The organism is Lentzea pudingi (assembly GCF_014646255.1).
Classification (GTDB): Bacteria; Actinomycetota; Actinomycetes; order Mycobacteriales; family Pseudonocardiaceae; genus Lentzea; species Lentzea pudingi.
On sequence record NZ_BMNC01000006.1, the window covers coordinates 25,177 to 42,150 of the forward strand.

15 protein-coding genes and 1 riboswitch are annotated in these 16,974 nt (G+C 69.6%); of the genes, 7 read left to right on the plus strand and 8 right to left on the minus strand.

The annotated features are described in order from the left end of the window. Nucleotides 1-2 precede the first annotated feature (2 nt). Nucleotides 3-266: a phosphoribosyl-ATP diphosphatase gene (locus IEY88_RS22045; RefSeq protein WP_189156710.1), complete on the minus strand. Its 264-nt coding sequence runs from the start codon at nucleotides 264-266 to the stop codon at nucleotides 3-5. Nucleotides 267-374: 108 nt separating this feature from the next. On the opposite strand from IEY88_RS22045, the gene IEY88_RS22050 reads away from it, so the two are divergent. The 3 genes from IEY88_RS22050 (at nucleotide 375) to IEY88_RS22060 (ending at nucleotide 2,247) form a co-directional block, all read left to right on the plus strand. Then, nucleotides 375-1,025: a (2Fe-2S)-binding protein gene (locus IEY88_RS22050; RefSeq protein WP_189156711.1), complete on the plus strand. Its 651-nt coding sequence runs from the start codon at nucleotides 375-377 to the stop codon at nucleotides 1,023-1,025. A 48-nt stretch (nucleotides 1,026-1,073) separates the two neighbouring features. Next, nucleotides 1,074-1,248: riboswitch (cobalamin riboswitch) on the plus strand. Nucleotides 1,249-1,280: 32 nt separating this feature from the next. Further along, entirely contained in the window at nucleotides 1,281-1,469 is a 189-nt protein-coding gene (locus tag IEY88_RS22055; RefSeq protein WP_177229632.1) for a CbtB domain-containing protein, read from the plus strand. A gap of 22 nt (nucleotides 1,470-1,491) precedes the next feature. Then, a complete protein-coding gene (locus IEY88_RS22060) occupies nucleotides 1,492-2,247 on the plus strand; it encodes a CbtA family protein (protein WP_189156712.1) in 756 nt (251 codons plus the stop codon). On the opposite strand, the gene IEY88_RS22065 is transcribed toward IEY88_RS22060, so the two are convergent. Together IEY88_RS22065 and metH are read right to left on the minus strand one after the other, a co-directional pair. Continuing rightward, nucleotides 2,244-2,900, minus strand: a complete 657-nt coding sequence (locus IEY88_RS22065; RefSeq protein ID WP_229693636.1) for an HAD family hydrolase — start codon at nucleotides 2,898-2,900, stop codon at nucleotides 2,244-2,246. The two genes, IEY88_RS22060 and IEY88_RS22065, sit on opposite strands and share 4 nt — an antisense overlap. Beyond that, a complete protein-coding gene (gene metH / locus IEY88_RS22070) occupies nucleotides 2,893-6,432 on the minus strand; it encodes a methionine synthase (protein ID WP_189156713.1) in 3,540 nt (1,179 codons plus the stop codon). The genes IEY88_RS22065 and metH overlap by 8 nt, the downstream gene beginning before the upstream one ends. A gap of 48 nt (nucleotides 6,433-6,480) precedes the next feature. Here metH and IEY88_RS22075 point away from each other — a divergent pair, with 48 nt between their 5' ends. Both IEY88_RS22075 and IEY88_RS22080 read left to right on the plus strand, forming a co-directional pair. Continuing rightward, a complete protein-coding gene (locus IEY88_RS22075; protein WP_189156714.1) occupies nucleotides 6,481-7,380 on the plus strand; it encodes a PAC2 family protein in 900 nt (299 codons plus the stop codon). Between the two features lie 166 nt (nucleotides 7,381-7,546). Next, a complete protein-coding gene (locus IEY88_RS22080) occupies nucleotides 7,547-8,707 on the plus strand; it encodes an MFS transporter (protein WP_189156715.1) in 1,161 nt (386 codons plus the stop codon). Here IEY88_RS22080 and IEY88_RS22085 read toward each other — a convergent pair. After that, nucleotides 8,637-10,220: an ABC transporter permease gene (locus IEY88_RS22085; RefSeq protein WP_189156716.1), complete on the minus strand. Its 1,584-nt coding sequence runs from the start codon at nucleotides 10,218-10,220 to the stop codon at nucleotides 8,637-8,639. The genes IEY88_RS22080 and IEY88_RS22085 overlap by 71 nt on opposite strands. Continuing rightward, on the minus strand, nucleotides 10,217-11,104 hold the full coding sequence (locus tag IEY88_RS22090) for an ABC transporter ATP-binding protein (RefSeq protein ID WP_189156717.1): 888 nt from the start codon (nucleotides 11,102-11,104) through the stop codon (nucleotides 10,217-10,219). The genes IEY88_RS22085 and IEY88_RS22090 overlap by 4 nt, the downstream gene beginning before the upstream one ends. An 82-nt stretch (nucleotides 11,105-11,186) precedes the next feature. Here IEY88_RS22090 and IEY88_RS22095 point away from each other — a divergent pair, with 82 nt between their 5' ends. Beyond that, nucleotides 11,187-11,687 carry a GbsR/MarR family transcriptional regulator gene (locus tag IEY88_RS22095; protein WP_229693637.1) on the plus strand — a complete coding sequence of 167 codons (501 nt, stop codon included), beginning with the start codon at nucleotides 11,187-11,189 and terminating at the stop codon, nucleotides 11,685-11,687. A gap of 5 nt (nucleotides 11,688-11,692) precedes the next feature. On the opposite strand, the gene IEY88_RS22100 is transcribed toward IEY88_RS22095, so the two are convergent. Then, the gene (locus IEY88_RS22100) at nucleotides 11,693-12,130 is read right to left on the minus strand and encodes a hypothetical protein (protein WP_189156719.1); all 438 of its coding nucleotides are present in this window, start codon (nucleotides 12,128-12,130) and stop codon (nucleotides 11,693-11,695) included. A 60-nt stretch (nucleotides 12,131-12,190) separates the two neighbouring features. After that, on the minus strand, nucleotides 12,191-13,291 hold the full coding sequence (locus IEY88_RS22105; RefSeq protein ID WP_189156720.1) for a S1 family peptidase: 1,101 nt from the start codon (nucleotides 13,289-13,291) through the stop codon (nucleotides 12,191-12,193). A 498-nt stretch (nucleotides 13,292-13,789) separates the two neighbouring features. Here IEY88_RS22105 and IEY88_RS22110 point away from each other — a divergent pair, with 498 nt between their 5' ends. Further along, nucleotides 13,790-15,496, plus strand: a complete 1,707-nt coding sequence (locus IEY88_RS22110) for a S8 family peptidase (RefSeq protein WP_308426007.1) — start codon at nucleotides 13,790-13,792, stop codon at nucleotides 15,494-15,496. 148 nt (nucleotides 15,497-15,644) lie between these two features. Here IEY88_RS22110 and mshC read toward each other — a convergent pair whose 3' ends face one another. After that, complete coding sequence (gene mshC / locus IEY88_RS22115; protein ID WP_189156722.1) at nucleotides 15,645-16,883, minus strand: cysteine--1-D-myo-inosityl 2-amino-2-deoxy-alpha-D-glucopyranoside ligase; 1,239 nt, start codon at nucleotides 16,881-16,883, stop codon at nucleotides 15,645-15,647. Nucleotides 16,884-16,974: the final 91 nt, after the last annotated feature.

The following is a 16,974-nucleotide window of genomic DNA, read 5'->3' on the forward strand; positions in this document are numbered from 1 at the left end:
CGTCAGAGGTACTTGTAGACGTTCTCGAGGGTGAGGCCACGGCCCAGCATGAGCACCTGGAGGCGGTAGAGCAGCTGCGAGATCTCCTCGGAGAGCTTCTCGTCGGACTCGTACTCGGCGGCGATCCAGACCTCGCCCGCCTCCTCCAGGACCTTCTTCCCCTGCGCATGGACCCCGGCCTCGAGCGCGGCGACGGTGCCGGAACCCTCCGGCTTGGTGGCGGCTCGTTCGGTCAGTTCAGCGAACAGGGAATCGAAGGTCTTCACGGCTCCACATCCTCCCATCCCGGCGGGCGCCGTCCACAACGCGGTCAGATCTGTCCCAGGTCATGGACGTGATCTGTCCTGCACAGACACCCGGTAGCGTGAACTTCCGTGTCTGAGTTCGCCGAGGTCCTCGAAGCACTGCGCAGGGTGCGCGGGATCAACCCGTTCTTCGCCCTCGACGTGGGCCGTCCGGACGACTCCTGGCTCCCGGGAACGGCACTTCTGGAAGGCCCGGCGCTCGGAAACACGATCGACGCCATCGCGATCCGGTACAAAGCGGAAGAACCACGCGTCGCCGCCAGCCTGTTCTTCCTCAGTTACACGGCAAGGCTGCTCAGCCCGCTCACGGCCGCGAACATCCCGATCGACGTGCGGCCGGAGAACCTGTGGTGGCAGCACCACGTCACGAACGGCCTGAGCGTCCGCATCGACCAGCCACGACTGGGCCCGCCCGCCGCCGAGGCGCTCGCCCCCGTGGTGGAGGCGGTGCAAGTCGTCACCCCGGTGGCGAGTGGCCTGCTGTGGGGCAACGCGATGTCGAACGTCGCGGGCGCGCTCAAAATGGTTGTCCGCGCACGCATGCTCACCGCGGAGGAAGCGGAAGAACGCGGCGAACGGCTCATGAGCGCGCCGCCGTTCGAACAGGCGGGAGAATTCCTGACATTTCCCGGCGAGGTCACGTTCCGGCGTCGGTCGTGTTGTCTTTATTACCGCGTCGCCGCAGGTGGGAAGTGTGGCGACTGTCCACTCGTGAAGTGAGCAACGCAACAACTCTTATGGCCGGTTGTGCATAACCCGCCGCTCAACTTACGGTGCACCCGCCGCAGTGACGGGAAGCCGGTGAGAATCCGGCGCGGTCCTCGCCACTGTGACCGGGAAGCGATCCCCGCCGAGCACGTCACTGGTCCCCGCCGGGACTGGGAAGACGCGGGGGCAGCGTTGATCCGGGAGTCAGGAGACCGGCTGCGGCGCCGCAAGGAGAGTTGACTTCCACGAGGTATGGAGGAGCCCGTCATGACGAGCCCCGCAGCAAGCCTGTCCGCCGTCCGCGTGCCCAAATGGGCCTTCGCCGTTTCTTTGCTCGGCCTGATCGTCACTTACCTGGTCCTGCAGGAGAACGGCCTCGCGCTCGGCGCGGGTTCCGAGTTGCTGCACGAGTTCTTCCACGACGGCCGTCACGCCCTCGGCGTCCCCTGCCACTGATCCGATCGAGCGGATCAAGCAGATGGTGACGTACAAGTCCCTTGCCCTGCGCGGGATCGCGGCCGGCGGTATCGCCGGTGTCGCCTCCGCGCTGGTGCAGCTCCTGGTGACCGAGATCCCGATTCGTGCCGCGCTCGCGGTCGAGGAAGCTCGCGCACCCGCCGGTGAACAAGCCGGCCATTCCCACGGTGGTGAGGACGAGCTCGTCAGCCGCGGCGCCCAGATCGTCGGCGGCATGCTCGGCGTGGTGATCGTCGGCATCGCCGTGGGCCTGGTGTTCGCCACGGCCTACGCGCTGTCGAAGCGCTGGTTCGCCGGCAGCTCGCCGTTCACCCGCAGCTTCGCGTTCGGTGCCGCGGTGTTCGGTGCCGTGGCGCTGCTGCCGTGGCTCAAGTACCCGGCCAACCCGCCTGCCGTGGGCGACCCGGAGACGGTGAACTACCGGACCGCGCTCTACCTCGGTGTGGTGGTGGCCGGCCTGGTGATCGTGTGGGCCGCGAGCTGGCTCGCCGAGCGGTTGCGCGCGCAGTCGCAGCCGGTGCGGACGACGGCCGTGCTGCTCGCGGTGGCCGCGGCCACCGCGGTGGTGCTGCTGGCGTTCCCCGCGCCGCCGGACACGATCCCCGCGGACATGCCGGTGAACGTGCTGTGGCAGTTCCGCCTCAGCTCGCTCGCCCAGCTCGCCACGCTCTACGTCGGCATCGGCGTGGTGTTCGGCCTGCTGGTCGACCCGGCCACGCGCAAGGCGGAAGCACGCGTGGCCGAGGCCTCCGTCTAGAGGGCCCGCAGGACCTCGGAGTCGACGCCGACGAGGGAGTCGCGGAACACCCGCCGCTCTCCCGTCGGCACCTCGACGTCACAGGGCACCACGAGCACGGTGCACCCGGCGGCCACCGCGGCGGCGACACCGGTCGGCGAGTCCTCGATGGCGACGCACCGCGCCGCGTCCACGCCCAGCAGCCGCGCCGCCTTCAGGTACGGCTCGGGCAGCGGCTTGTTCAGCCCGTCGACCTCGTCGCCGCACACGGTCACGTCGAACAGGTTCCGCCCGATCGTGTCCAGCGCGACCTCGGTCAGCGACCGCTCGGTCGACGTCACGAGGGCCATCGGCACACCGGACGCGCGCACGGCCTTCAACGCCTCCTGCGCGCCCGGACGCCACGGCAGACCGGCGCGGAAGACCTCCTCGGTGCGGCGGGAGATCCACGCGGCGCCGTCGGCCATGTCCGCCTCGGTGGGCTCGATGCCGACGTCGGCGAACAGCAGGCGCATCGTGGTGGGCACGTTGCTGCCGACCATGCGCTCACGGGTCTCGAGCGTCAGCACCCCACCGAGCTTCTCCGCGTACTCGTAGAGCGGGATGTCCCACAGCTTCTCGGAGTCCAGCAGCGTCCCGTCCATGTCCCACAGGACAGCGTGCAGGTCAGACATTGAAGTACTTCGCCTCCGGATGGTGCGCCACGAAGGCGTCGGTGGACTGTTCCGGGTGGAGCTGGAGTTCCTCGGACAGGGTGACCCCGATGCGGGACGGGTCGAGGAGCTCGACGACGCGCCTGCGGTCTTCCATCTCGGGGCAGGCGCCGTAGCCGAACGAGTAACGGGCGCCGCGGTAGCCGAGCTCGAAGTACTCCTCGACGGCGGCGGGGTCTTCGGCGGCGACGGTGCCGCCGGTGGGCCAGACGAGTTCCTCGCGGACCCGCTTGTGCCAGTACTCGGCCAGCGCTTCGGTGAGCTGGACCCCCAGTCCGTGGACTTCCAGGTACTCACGATACGCGTTCTCGGCGAACAGTTCGTTCGCGTGGTCGGCAATCGGCTGGCCCATCGTCACCAGGTGGAACGCGATCACGTCGACCTCGCCGGCCTCCCTCGCCCGCCAGAAGTCGGCCAGGCACAGCCGCCGATCCCTTTTCTGGCGCGGAAAACTGAACCGGAAGCGCTCGGCCGCGTCCACCGAGGGCTCTTGCAAGATGACCAGATCGTCGCCGTCGGAGACGCACGGGAAGTAGCCGTAGACGACGGCGGCATGGGCAAGAACACCTTCCGTGGCAAGGCGATCCATCCAGTACCGCAGCCGCGGCCTGCCCTCGGTCTCGACCAGCTCGTCGTAGGTCGGGCCGCTACCGCGCGCGCCCTTCAGGCCCCACTGGCCCATGAACGTCGCCCGCTCGTCCAGCAACGCGCTGTAGTCCGCGACCGGGATGCCCTTCACCACGCGGCTGCCCCAGAACGGCGGCACCGGGATCGGGTTGTCCGCCGCCACGTCGGAGCGGCCGGTCACGACTTCTTCTTCCCCCGCAACGGCTTTGCGCGCCGCCGCGATCCTCAGCGACCGTTCGCGGCGGGCCCTGCGCTCCAGCACCTTCGCCTGGGCCTCGGAATCCACCAGCGGGGTCTCGCCGCGCTTGGCCGCCATGATCGCGTCCATCAACCGCAGGCCCTCGAAGGCATCGCGGGCGTAGCGGACGTCGCCGAAGTACATCTCCGTCAGGTCGTTCTCGACGTACGCGCGCGTCAGGGCCGCACCGCCCAGCAACACCGGCCACCGCGCGGCGACACCCCGGGAGTTCATCTCCTCGAGGTTCTCCTTCATGATCACGGTCGACTTGACCAGCAGGCCGGACATGCCGATCGCGTCCGCGCGGTGTTCCTCCGCGGCCTCCAGGATCGTGGTGATCGGCTGCTTGATGCCGATGTTCACGACCTCGTAGCCGTTGTTGGACAGGATGATGTCGACGAGGTTCTTGCCGATGTCGTGGACGTCGCCCTTCACGGTGGCGAGCACGATCCGGCCCTTGCCGCCGTCGTCGGACCGTTCCATGTGCGGTTCGAGGTGCGCGACGGCGGTCTTCATGACCTCCGCGGACTGCAGCACGAACGGCAGCTGCATCTGGCCGGAGCCGAAGAGCTCGCCGACGGTCTTCATGCCCGCGAGCAACGTGTCGTTGATGATCTGCAACGCCGGGCGCTCGTCCAGGGCGGCGTCGAGGTCGGCCTCCAGGCCGTTGCGCTCGCCGTCGACGATGCGGCGCTGCAGGCGTTCGAACAACGGCAGCGCGGCCAGCTCCTGAGCACGCGTCGCGGAGTTCGACTTCGTCGTGACGCCCTCGAACAGCTCCATGAGCTTCTGCAACGGGTCGTAGCCCTCGCGGCGGCGGTCGTAGACCAGGTCCAGCGCCACCGCGCGTTGTTCGTCGGGGATGCGCGCCATCGGCACGATCTTGGACGCGTGCACGATCGCGGTGTCGAGGCCCGCCTGCACGCATTCGTGCAGGAACACGGAGTTCAGCACCTGACGCGCGGCGGGGTTGAGTCCGAAGGAGACGTTCGACAGGCCCAGAGTCGTTTGCACGGAAGGAAAACGGCGCTTGAGCTCACGGATCGCCTCGATCGTCTCGATCGCGTCGCGGCGCACCTCCTCCTGGCCGGTGGAGATCGGGAACGTCAGGCAGTCGACGATGATGTCGTTGACCCGCATGCCCCAGTGGGAAGTCAGGTCCTCGATCAGCCGGCTGGCGACGCGGACCTTCCACTCGGCCGTGCGGGCCTGGCCCTCCTCGTCGATGCACAGCGCCACCACGGCCGCGCCGTGCTCGGAGACGAGCCGCATGATCTTCTGGAACCGGGAGTCCGGGCCGTCACCGTCCTCGTAGTTGACGGAGTTGACCGCGCACCGGCCGCCGAGGCACTCCAGACCGGCCTGCAGCACCCCCAGTTCGGTGGAGTCGAGCATGATCGGCAACGTCGACGCGGTGGCCAGGCGGGTGGCGAGCGCGCGCATGTCCGCCTCACCGTCGCGACCCACGTAGTCGATGCACAGGTCGATCAGGTGGGCGCCCTCGCGCGTCTGGTCGCGCGCGATCTCGACGCAGTCCTCCCACTTCTCCGCCAGCATCGCCTCGCGGAACGCCTTGGAGCCGTTGGCGTTCGTGCGCTCGCCGATCATCAGCACCGAGGCGTCCTGCTTGAACGGGACGGCCTGGTACAGAGAGAACACTCCGGGTTCCGGCCTCGGCCGCCGCGACGACGGGCCCAGGTCGCGCACCGCCTCGGCCACCTGGCGCAGGTGCTCGGACGTCGTGCCGCAGCAGCCACCGACGAGCCGCGCACCGAACTCACGAACGAACCCGGCCAGCGCCTGGGCCAACTCCTCCGGCGACAACGGATACACCGCGCCGTGCGGCCCCAGTTCCGGCAGACCGGCGTTCGGCATCACCGACAACGGGATGCGCGCGTGCTTCGAGAGCGTCCGCAGGTGCTCGCTCATCTCGGCAGGGCCGGTGGCGCAGTTCAGGCCGATCAGGTCGATGCCCAGCGGCTCCAGCGCGGTGAGGGCGGCGCCGATCTCCGAGCCCAGCAGCATCGTGCCGGTCGTCTCGACGGTCACCTGGGCGATGATCGGGACGAACCGGCCCTCCGCGGCCATCGCCCGCTTGGCGCCGATGACGGACGCCTTGGTCTGCAGCAGGTCCTGCGAGGTCTCGACGACGACCGCGTCCACGCCGCCGACGAGCAGGCCCTTGCACTGCTCCTGGTAGGCGTCGCGCAACGTCGCATAGGGAGCGTGGCCGAGCGTCGGCAGCTTGGTTCCCGGGCCGACCGACCCGAGCACGAACCGGGGCTGCCTGGAGGTGCTGAACTCGTCCGCGACCTCGCGTGCGAGCGCCGCGCCGCGTTCGGACAGGTGGAAGATCTGGTCCGGAATGTCGTACTCGGCCAGGTTCGCGAGGTTCGCGCCGAACGTGTTCGTCTCCACGGCGTCACAACCGGCTTCGAGATAACCGCGGTGCACGGCCTTCACGACGTCCGGACGGGTGACGTTGAGGATCTCGTTGCAGCCCTCCAGACCGGTGAAGTCGTTGAGGGAGAGGTCAGCGGCCTGGAGCATGGTGCCCATGGCCCCGTCAGCGACCACGACCCGGCTCACCAGCGCTTCCAGCAACGGCGACGCTCCGCGATCACGCATGGGCCAAGCCTACGATGAGTTGACCGGCCGAACCCGTAGTCTGGCGCGGTGAACGATCCGTCCCAGGAATCCCCGACCCCCTCGAACCCGCGCATCCCGCTCACGGCTCCGATCATGGTCTGTGCGTTCGAAGGCTGGAACGACGCCGGCGACGCCGCCAGCACCGCGATCGAGCACCTGCAACTCACCTGGGACGCCACCCCGCTCGCCGAGATCGACCCGGACGACTACTACGACTTCCAGGTGACGCGCCCGAGCGTGCGCATGGTCGACGGGGTCACCCGCAGGGTCGACTGGCCGACGACGCGGCTGTCGGTGTGCCGGCCTCCCGGTTCTGACGTGGACGTGATCCTCGTGCACGGCATCGAGCCGAACATGCGGTGGCGCAAGTTCGCCTCCGAACTGCTGGGCCACATCGACGCCCTCGGGGTGACGACGGTGGTGACGCTGGGCGCGTTGCTCATGGACACGCCCCACACCCGTCCGGTACCGGTGACCGGCACGGCCTACGACGCGGACGCCGCCGAGAAGTTCGGTCTGGAGCACTCGAAGTACGAGGGCCCGACGGGCATCGTCGGCGTGTTCCAGGACGCGTGCGTGCAGGCGGGCATCCCGGCGATCTCGTTCTGGGCCGCCGTGCCGCACTACGTCTCGCAGCCGCCCTCCCCCAAGGCCACGCTGGCCCTGCTGCACCGGGTCGAGGAGGTCCTCGACATCGAGGTCCCGCTCGGCGCGCTGCCGGAACAGGCCGAGGAGTGGGAGCGCACGGTCACCGAGATGGCCGACGAGGACGAGGACGTGCGCAACTACGTGCGTGCCCTCGAGGAGCGCGGCGACGCGGCCATGCAGATCACCGAGGCGTCGGGTGACGACATCGCCGCGGAGTTCGAGCGCTACCTGCGCCGCCGCGGCCGTGGTCCGGGCTGGCCGTCCGCCGGTCCGCGCTAGCGCCACTTCCACGCAGGTCAGGAGCCGTCTCGGTGATGTGGACCGGGACGGCTTCCGGGTGATTCCCGCCCACGGCGACCTCTCGGCCGCAGAAAGTTAGCGACAACAACCACTTTTCGGCGTTCTCCGCCGCTCGCCGCTCTAGGGTGATCGGCGGAGGTGCCCGTTGGGACGGTTGGCACGCGCCGGGTTGTACGCGGGCGCTGTGATCGGGCCGTTCGGCGGCGCCGTGACCACCTCGATCCTGCCCGAGATCGGCGACAGCTTCGGCCGGTCCGCGGGGTCCGCCGCCTCGACGCTGACGTACTACCTCGTGCCGTTCGCGGTGCTGATGCTGGCCTCCGGCACGCTCGCGCAGCGCTGGGGTCCACAACGGACTGTCCGGATCGCCTACGTCGCCTACGCGCTGACGTCCGTGCTGGCCGCCTGCTCCTGGACGTTTGAGCTGCTGCTGGCCTCCCGCGCGTTGCAGGGCGCGGCGAACTCGTTCACGACACCGGTGCTGCTGGCCGTGATCGCCGCGTCGACGCCGAAGGAGAAGCTCGGCCGGGCGCTGGGGTTGTTCGGGTCCATGCAGGCCGCCGGGCAGACGTCCGCGCCGCTCGTCGGCGGGCTCACCGCCGAGATCGACTGGCGCCTCGCGTTCGTTGTGATCGCCGTGGTGGCCGCCGGGCTCGCGATCCTCGGCGTGCCGGAGACGGACGGCGAGCCGGAACGCGACGCGAGTCTGCGCAGCGCGTTCGTGCCGAGCACGCTGCGGCCCGCGCTGATCGCGTTCGTCTGCTGGGGGTGCCTGGGCGGGTTGTCGTTCCTCGTGGCGTTCCGGCTCGACGACGTGTTCGGTCTTGGCGCCGGGCAACGCGGGCTGCTGCTCACCGGCTTCGGCATCGTCGGGTTCCTGACGGCGCGGCAGATCGGCAAGGCCATCGACCGCTTCGGTGCCGCCACCACCGTGGTCGTCGGCGCCACGCTGGGCGCGGGACTCGTGGCGGCGGTGGGCACGACGCCGATCGCGGCGGTCGCGGTCGTCGCGTGGGCGCTGACCGGGGCCGCCGCGCAGGGCGTGCTGGTGAGCCTCAACGCGCTGGTGCTGCAGAGCGGCAGCGCCAACAGGGGCGGCAGCGTCAGTGTCGTGCAGTCACTGCGCTTCATGGGCGCCGCCGCGGCCCCGCTGGCGTTCGTGCCGCTCTACCAGTCGCATCCGCTGCCGGCCTTCCTCGTCCCGGCGGCGTTGCTGGTCACCGTGCCCGCGATCGTCACGTGGTCAGGTCGCGCCGGCGGAACCCGGCGAACCCCGCCACCAGGAGCACCACCGCGACCCCGGTGAGCCAGGCGAGCGGCCCGAAGGTGATGTCCGGGTACTTCGGCACGTGCGTGAACGGCGAGATGTCGATCATCCACTGGTCGAGCTGCAGCGCCGGACCGAGCAGCGTGAGCACCAGCGCCACCGACACCACCGCCCAGCTCACGCCCGTGAGCTGCGGGAACAGCCCGAACAGGACCAGCGCGACGCCCGCGATCACCCACGCGGCGGGGAGCTGGACCAGGGCCGCGCCGAGCATCTTCGGCAGGACCGTGCCCACGTCGTCGATCTGCAGGCCGTGGACCAGGCCGAGCCCGAGTCCGGCCGCTGCCAGCACGACCGCGCCGCCGACCAGGGCGAACACCGCGTGCGACGCGACCCAGCCCCAGCGCGAGACCGGCGTGGCGAGGATCGGCTCCGCGCGGAACGACGTCTCCTCCGAACGCAGCCGCAGGATCGCCTGCACCAGGTAGATCGACGTGATGAGGCCCAGCAGCTGGGTGATGGTGGCGAAGAACGCGTCGACCATCGCGTCGGCCCCGCCGATCTTGCTGACGATCTGCCCGAGCGTCGGGTTGTCCTGCACCATCTGCCCCACGGCCTGCGCGACGCTGCCGTAGATCACGCCCACCGCGAGCAACGCGACGGACCAGCCGATCAGCGAGCCCTTCTGCAACCGCCACGCGAGCCCGAACGGACTGCTGATCGTGCCCTGCGGCGGCCCGAGCCGGGCGGCGAGCAGACCGAGGCCCACGTCGCGGCGGCTCACGATGGCCGACGAGACGCCCACCAGCAGCACGAACGCGGCCAGCGGGAGCAGCAGCACCCAGAACCTGTCGTCCGCGAACGACCGCACGTGCTCGGTCCAGCCGATCGGTGAGAACCAGGTCAGCCACTGCGGCCCCGACTCCCCCGCCGCGTCGCCCGCCGCGCGCAGCAGGTAGACGACGCCGAGGAACCCGCCCGCGAGCGCGTTGGACACGCGTGAGTTCTCCGAGAGCTGCGCGGTGAGCGCGCTGACGCCGGTGAACACGAGCCCGACCGATGCCGTGGACAGGCCGAACGCGAACGAACCTCCCGCATCGAGGCCCTTGCCGATCAACGCCAGCGCCTGGAGGAGGCCGATCAGCAGGCTCGTGCCGCCCGCGACGATCACCGCGGCGGCGAGCGGCGCGTACCGTCCGACGACCGTGGCTGCGATCAGCTCCGTGCGGCCCGCCTCTTCTTCTGCGCGCGTGTGCCGGGTGACGACGAGCATGGCCATGATCGCGATGAACAAGCCGGAGAAGACTCCCCAGCGCCACACCACCAGACCGCCGAGCGACGACCAGTCGTGCAGCGGGCCGAGCATCGCGAGGAAGGCGGAGTTGGCGTTCGCGGTGACACCGAGCAGTGCGCGCGACTCGGCCGTCGCGTACAGCTCCTCGAGCGCGGTCGTGGTCGAGTACGTGACGCTGACCAGGAACAGGACCCAGACGGGCAGCAGGATCCGGTCGCGGCGCAACGCCAGCCGCACGAGGTTCCCGGTGCCGATCATTTCGCGTCCTCGTAGTGGCGCAGGAACAGCTCCTCCAGCGTCGGCGGCTGGGAGGTCAGCGTGCGCACACCCGTCGACACGAGCTGCTTGAGGACCGGGTCGAGCTTGTCCGAGTCGACCTCGAACCTGACCCGGTTGCCCTCGGCGACCAGGTCGTGCACACCGGCGAGGTCCGCGAGGCCGTTGGGCGGGCCCGCGAGCTCGGCGGAGATGGACGTGCGGGTGAGGTGCCGCAGGTCCGCGAGCGTGCCGGTCTCGACGATGTGGCCGCTGCGGATGATGCTCACCCGATCGCACAACGCCTCGACCTCGGCGAGGATGTGGCTGGAGAGCAGCACGGTGCGGCCGCGCTCGCGTTCGTCGTTGATGCAGTCCTGGAAGACGGCCTCCATCAACGGGTCGAGGCCCGAGGTCGGCTCGTCGAGGATCAGCAGCTCGACGTCGCTCGACAGGGCGGCGACCAGCGCGACCTTCTGCCGGTTGCCCTTGGAGTAGGTGCGGCCCTTCTTGCGCGGGTCCAGTTCGAAGCGCTCCAGGAGCTCCGCGCGACGGGCCTTGTCCAGGCCGCCGCGGAGCCGTCCGAGCAGGTCGATGACCTCGCCACCGGTCAGGTTGGGCCAGAGGTTGACGTCGCCGGGGACGTAGGCGAGGCGGCGGTGGAGGACGGCGGTGTCCTTCCACGGGTCGCCGCCGAGCAGCCGCGCGGTGCCGGAGTCGGCACGCAGCAGGCCGAGGAGGATCCGGATCGTCGTCGACTTGCCGGAGCCGTTCGGGCCCAGGAAGCCGTGCACCTCACCGGTCTGGACGTCCAGGTTGAGATCGTCCAGTGCACGCGTCGGGCCGAAGGTCTTCACCAGGCCCGACACGGATATCGCGGATGTCATGGCCGGTAAGCTACACTTCTTTCACAACTTCGTGAAGCATGTAAATTTTGCCCGATCGGCTGACGAAAGGGATGATGCCGCCGTGACGAGTGCTACGGAGCGTGACACGCAGGCGGTGAGCCAGTTCGTCGAACGGTTCGGCGGAATCCTGGCCGACACCGGCGTACCGCGCATGCCGGCTCGCATCCTCGCGGCCCTGCTGACGACGGACTCCGGACGGCTCACCGCGGCCGAGATCGCCGACCTCCTGCAGATCTCCCCGGCGGCCGTGTCGGGGGCGGTGCGCTACCTGACCACCGTGCAGATCGTCAGCCGTGAACGCGAGCCCGGATCACGCCGCGACGTCTACCGGATGCGCGACAACGTCTGGTACGAGGCGACGTTCCGCAAGGACCAGATGCTGGTGATGATCGACGAGGTGCTCGGCGAGGGCGTCGCGGCGCTCGGGGCCGGTTCCGAGGCCGGGTCGCGGCTGGACGAGACGCGCGAGTTCTTCCGGTTCGCGCACAGCGAGCTCGGCACGATGCTGGACCGCTGGCGCGTGCACCGCGAGAAGTGGCTGGAAGAACGCCAGGACCGGTAGGCGCGTCACCCGGCCCGCGCCGGGTCCTCCCACTTCCGGAGCACGCCGTCCGGGCGGGGCACGACCGCGTACCACCCGGCATCGGCGAGGAACAGGTCGAACCCCGCGCCGGTCACCTCGGTGCGCAGCACGTCACCGCCCACCAGGCTGAACGTCGCACCGTCCGACCGGCCCATCATCTCCACGAACACCTCGGCCGCGCGGCCGGCCGGGACGCTCACCCCCTCGCGCAGCCACGTCTGGTCCTTGGGCAGGGGCCCGCTCTGCGCCAGCCCGGAGATCCGCAACGAGCCGCCACCGCAGGCCTGGATGCAGATGTCCAGCACGTCCCGCAGTTTCCCGGCGTACCCCGGCCACGCCGCAGCGTCCCCGATCCGGCTCTGGACGTCCTCGTCCAGCGGCCTGATCAGGATGTCGATGTCCATCGTCCCGTCGTCGAGCACGGTCCGAGCATGCCAACGGGGGCGGCACCACTGAGGTGCCGCCCCCGACGATCAACTGCGTCAGCCCGTGGTGAGAGTCAGGCCGTAAGCGTCGAGGATCTCGTTGACCGGCTGGTAGTAGGTCGTGCCGCCGCTGGTGCAGTTGCCGGAGCCACCCGAGGTGACGCCCTGCGCCTGCGTGCCGCTGACCCACGAGCCACCCGAGTCACCGGGCTCCGCACACACGTTCGTGCGCGTGAGGCCACTGACCGAGCCCTCCTGGTAGTTCACGGTCTGGTTCTTCGCCTGGACCTCGCCGCAGTGCCAGCCCGTGGTCGAGCCGGAACGGCAGATCGAGGCGCCGACCGCGGACTCGGTGTGACCGGACACGACGACGTCGGCACCGCCGTAGTGGTTCACCTTGGCCGTGGACGTCCAGGACGAGTTGGTCCTGACGAACGCGTAGTCGTTGCCGGGGAAGGACGACTGCGCGAACTCGCCCATCGCCGTCCTGTCCACACCGGTCACCGCGTCACCGGGCGAACCGCAGTGCCCGGCGGTGACGAAGCCGCCCCCGACCGAGAAGCCGACGGAGCAGCGTCCGGCGTTGTTGATGTAGTAGGCGTCGCCACCGCGGGTGTCCTTGAACAGCCGCGGCGCCTCGTCGGTCTCGACGACCTTCGCGAGGGTGCCCGCCTTCTCCACCAGCGACCGCGCCGCCTGGGTCTGGCCGCGCTTCACGGTGATGGTGACCGCGTTCGCCTTCGTGTCGACGTACCAGCCGGTGACCTCGGACGGGGCCTGCGACGCGTCGAGCTTCGCCTTGGCCGCGTTGAGGTCACTCGCCCTGTGCGCGACCGTGCGGGGCTCCGCGCCGAGCTTGCGGAGCCGGTCCGTCTTGGCCGCGTCGGTCACGCCCACGACGAGCTTGCCGGTCGACGCGTCGAACCACGCGCCACCGAAGCTCTCGCCGGCGAAGCCTTCCACGACCCGCTGCAGGACCGCGGCCGCGCTCTCCTGGCGCAGCCTCTCCGCCGCCTGCCGGGCGTCGAGTCCGAGATCGCGCTGCATCGCGGCGAGCAGGTCGGCGGACGGTCCCCCGGCGGCGACGGCGGCAGGGGAGACCGTCGTCGCGAGAGCACCAGCCAACACGGCCACAGCTGCGACAGCCATGCGCTTCATAGGCAATTCTCCTTGTTCCTTCGGTTCTGCAGGGCCGGTGTAACGCCGGACCGGGCAACCGCGATGAGGAGATCAGCTGTGCTGCAACACAGCACGTACGACACCGGATGAATGGCGTCCCCAGGCGGCGAACTGCCCGATCAGTTCGTTCCTCCGTCTGGGGGACGCTACTTCGGCGTGCCTACCGGACAGTAGGGCCGTTCGAGGGGTGGACCTCGCGGCGTTCGGGTTGATATAGGGAAACCAAATGCGTTCTCCCGGCCTATTTCCGTGACGCAGAGCGACCATTCGTCTTGACACGAAATGTCAAATCTGTCAACAGTTCGCACTCGACGGCGTATCCCTCTGACCTGCGGTTTCGCGCTAGCGTGCTGGCACCCTGTTCCCTGCACGAGGGAGAACCCTGCCATGCGAAGAGTCTTGAGTGCGGGACTCACAGCCGCTGCCGCCATGTGTCTGGCAGCCGCTGTGGTTCCGGCCGCATCTGCTCAAGAAAACGTGGGGACGATTCTCGGCGCCGACCGCGCCGATGTCGTGAAGGACAGCTACATCGTCTCGCTGAAGGCCGACACGGCGTCGAGGGCCGCCGCACCGGGCTTGGCGAGCAAGTACGGCGGCCAGGTCGGTCAGGTCTGGCAGCACGCGCTCAACGGCTTCTCGGTGAAGATGACGGCCCAGCAGGCCGCCAGGCTCGCCGCGGACCCGAAGGTCGCGTACGTCCAGCAGGACGCCGAGGTGCACGCGCTCGACGTCCAGCAGAACCCCCCGTCCTGGGGCCAGGACCGCGTCGACCAGCGCGACCTGCCGCTGAGCAACAGCTACCAGTACGACACCACGGCGTCCAACGTGACGGCGTACGTCATCGACACCGGTGTGCGCACGACGCACTCCACGTTCGGTGGCCGTGCGACGTGGGGCACCAACACCTCCGGTGACGGCAACAACAGCGACTGCAACGGTCACGGCACGCACGTCGCCGGCACCATCGCGGGCTCGCAGTACGGCCTCGCGAAGGCCGCCAAGGTCGTCGCCGTCAAGGTGCTGACCTGTGGCGGTTCCGGCACCACCGCCGGTGTCGTCGGCGGCATCGACTGGGTGACGGCGAACGCGGTCAAGCCCGCTGTCGCCAACATGTCGCTCGGCGGCGGCGCGGACGCCACCTTGGACGCGGCCGTGCGCCGTTCCATCGCGTCCGGCGTGACCTACGCGATCGCCTCCGGCAACTCGAACACCGACGCCTGCAGCACCTCGCCTGCACGCGTCACCGAGGCCATCACGGTCAACTCCTCGACGAACACCGACGCGCGTTCGTCGTTCTCGAACTACGGTTCCTGCACGGACATCTACGCTCCGGGCTCCAACATCGTGTCGGCGTGGCACACCAACGACACGGCGACGAACAACATCTCCGGCACGTCGATGGCCGCCCCGCACGTCGCGGGCGCGGCAGCCCTGTGGCTCGCCACGCACCCCACCGACTCCCCCGCCGCCGTGTGGAACGGCATCAACGCCGCCTCCACGCCCAACAAGATCACCAACGTCGGCGCCAACACGCCGAACAAGCTGCTGTACACGCTCTTCGGTGGCGGCCAGCCGGGCGACCCGTCCGTGACGAACCCCGGCACGCAGAACTCCACCGTCGGCACCCCGGCGTCGCTGCAGCTGTCGGCCTCGGGCGGCACCGCGCCGTACACGTGGTCCGTCTCCGGTCTCCCGGCCGGTCTGTCGGCGAACGCCTCCGGCGCGATCTCCGGCACCCCGACCACGGCGGGCACCTACACGGTGACCGCGACGGTGACCGACTCGGCGGGCAAGACCGGCACGGCCACGTTCTCGTGGGTGGTCAGCGCGGTCGGCGGCAGCTGTGACGCCAAGACCAACTCGACCCCGGTCCGCATCCCCGACAACACCACTGTGACCAGCACGATCGTCGTCTCCGGCTGCGCGGGCAACGCGTCGGCCACGGCGTCGATCAAGGTCTCGATCACGCACACCTACAAGGGCGACCTCGTGGTCGACCTGGTCGCTCCCGACGGCACGGTCGTCAACCTGCACAACCGGTCCGGCGGCTCGGCCGACAACATCAACGAGACCTACACCAAGAACCTCTCTGGTGAGGCCGCCAACGGCACGTGGACGCTGCGGGTCCGTGACGCCGCGTCCCTCGACACCGGCACGTTGAACAACTGGACGCTCGACGTCTGAGCGTCTTCCCGATGAACGAGACCGCCCCCGGCGCTTCCGCCCCGGGGGCGGTTTCCATTCACGCCTCGAACCACTCCGCGAGTGGCTTTCACACCTGCGGCCTCGCCGGCGGCGGCTTTGAACCGAGAGCCGCCACCAGCGGGCAGATTTAGAGCTCCACGCCCAGAAGCGCGTCCACCGCCGTACGGATCTGCGACGGCCCGTGCCTGTCCGACCCGCCGTGCGCCAACGCCTCGTCGGCCCACGCGTCGATGGCGGCCAACGCCTTCGGCGTGTCGAGGTCGTTGCCCAGGTGGTCGCGCAGCCTCGTCACGGTGTCCACAGCGGACGGTCCCGTGTCGAGCGAGGCGGCCCGGCGCCACTTGTCGAGGCGGACCAGCGCCTCGTCGAGCAGCGCCTGCGTCCACGGGCGGTCGGCGCGGTAGTGGCCCGCGAGCAGCGCCAGGCGGACGGCGTTCGGGTCGACCTTCTCGGCGCGCAGCTTCGAGACGAAGACCAGGTTGCCGCGCGACTTCGACATCTTCTCGCCGTCGAGGCCGATCATGCCCGCGTGCACGTAGTGGCGTGCGAACGGGTGCTGGCCGGTCTGGGCCTCGGCGTGCGCCGCGGAGTACTCGTGGTGCGGGAAGATCAGGTCGGAGCCGCCGCCCTGGACGTCGAAGCCCATGCCGAGGCGGTTGTGGGCGATGGCACTGCACTCGATGTGCCAGCCGGGGCGGCCGTCGCCCAGTTCGGACGGCCACGACGGCTCACCGGGACGCTTCATGCGCCACAGCAGCGCGTCCAACGGGTGGCGCTTGCCCGCTCGGTCCGGGTCGCCGCCGCGTTCGGCGAACAGCCGGAGCATCTCCTCGGAGGAGTAGTTCGACTCGTAGCCGAAACGGCCCGTGGCGTCGTGCGAGTAGTAGATGTCGGGGTATTCGGAGTCGTCCGCACGGTAGGCGTGGCCGTCGGCGACGAGCTTCGCGACGACCTCGACGATCTCCGGGATCGCCTCGACGATGCCGACGAAGTCCTGCGGCGGCAGGACCCGCAGGGCCGCCATGTCCTCGCGGAACAGGGCCGTCTCGCGCATGGCGAGCACCACCCAGTCGTCCTTGTCGCGAAGAGCCCGCTCCAGCAGCGGGTCGTCGACGTCGGTGACGTTCTGGACGTAGTGCACGTTGTGGCCGTTGTCGAGCCACACGCGGTGCACGAGGTCGAACGCGAGGTAGGTCGCGGCGTGGCCGAGGTGAGTCGCGTCGTACGGCGTGATCCCGCAGACGTACAACCTGGCGGTGTCTCCTGGAGCCGTGGGGCGCACCTCGCCCGTAGCCGTGTCGAACAGCCGCAGCGGGCGGGGGTCCCCCGGAACCCGCGGCACAGGAATCGATGACCAGGTCTGCATGTATCCGACACTAACGCGTGCCGGCAGGTGGAGCGTGATTTCCGGCTGTCGGGACGGCCACGTTCGGACAGAAAGGCAGGACATCCGTTGA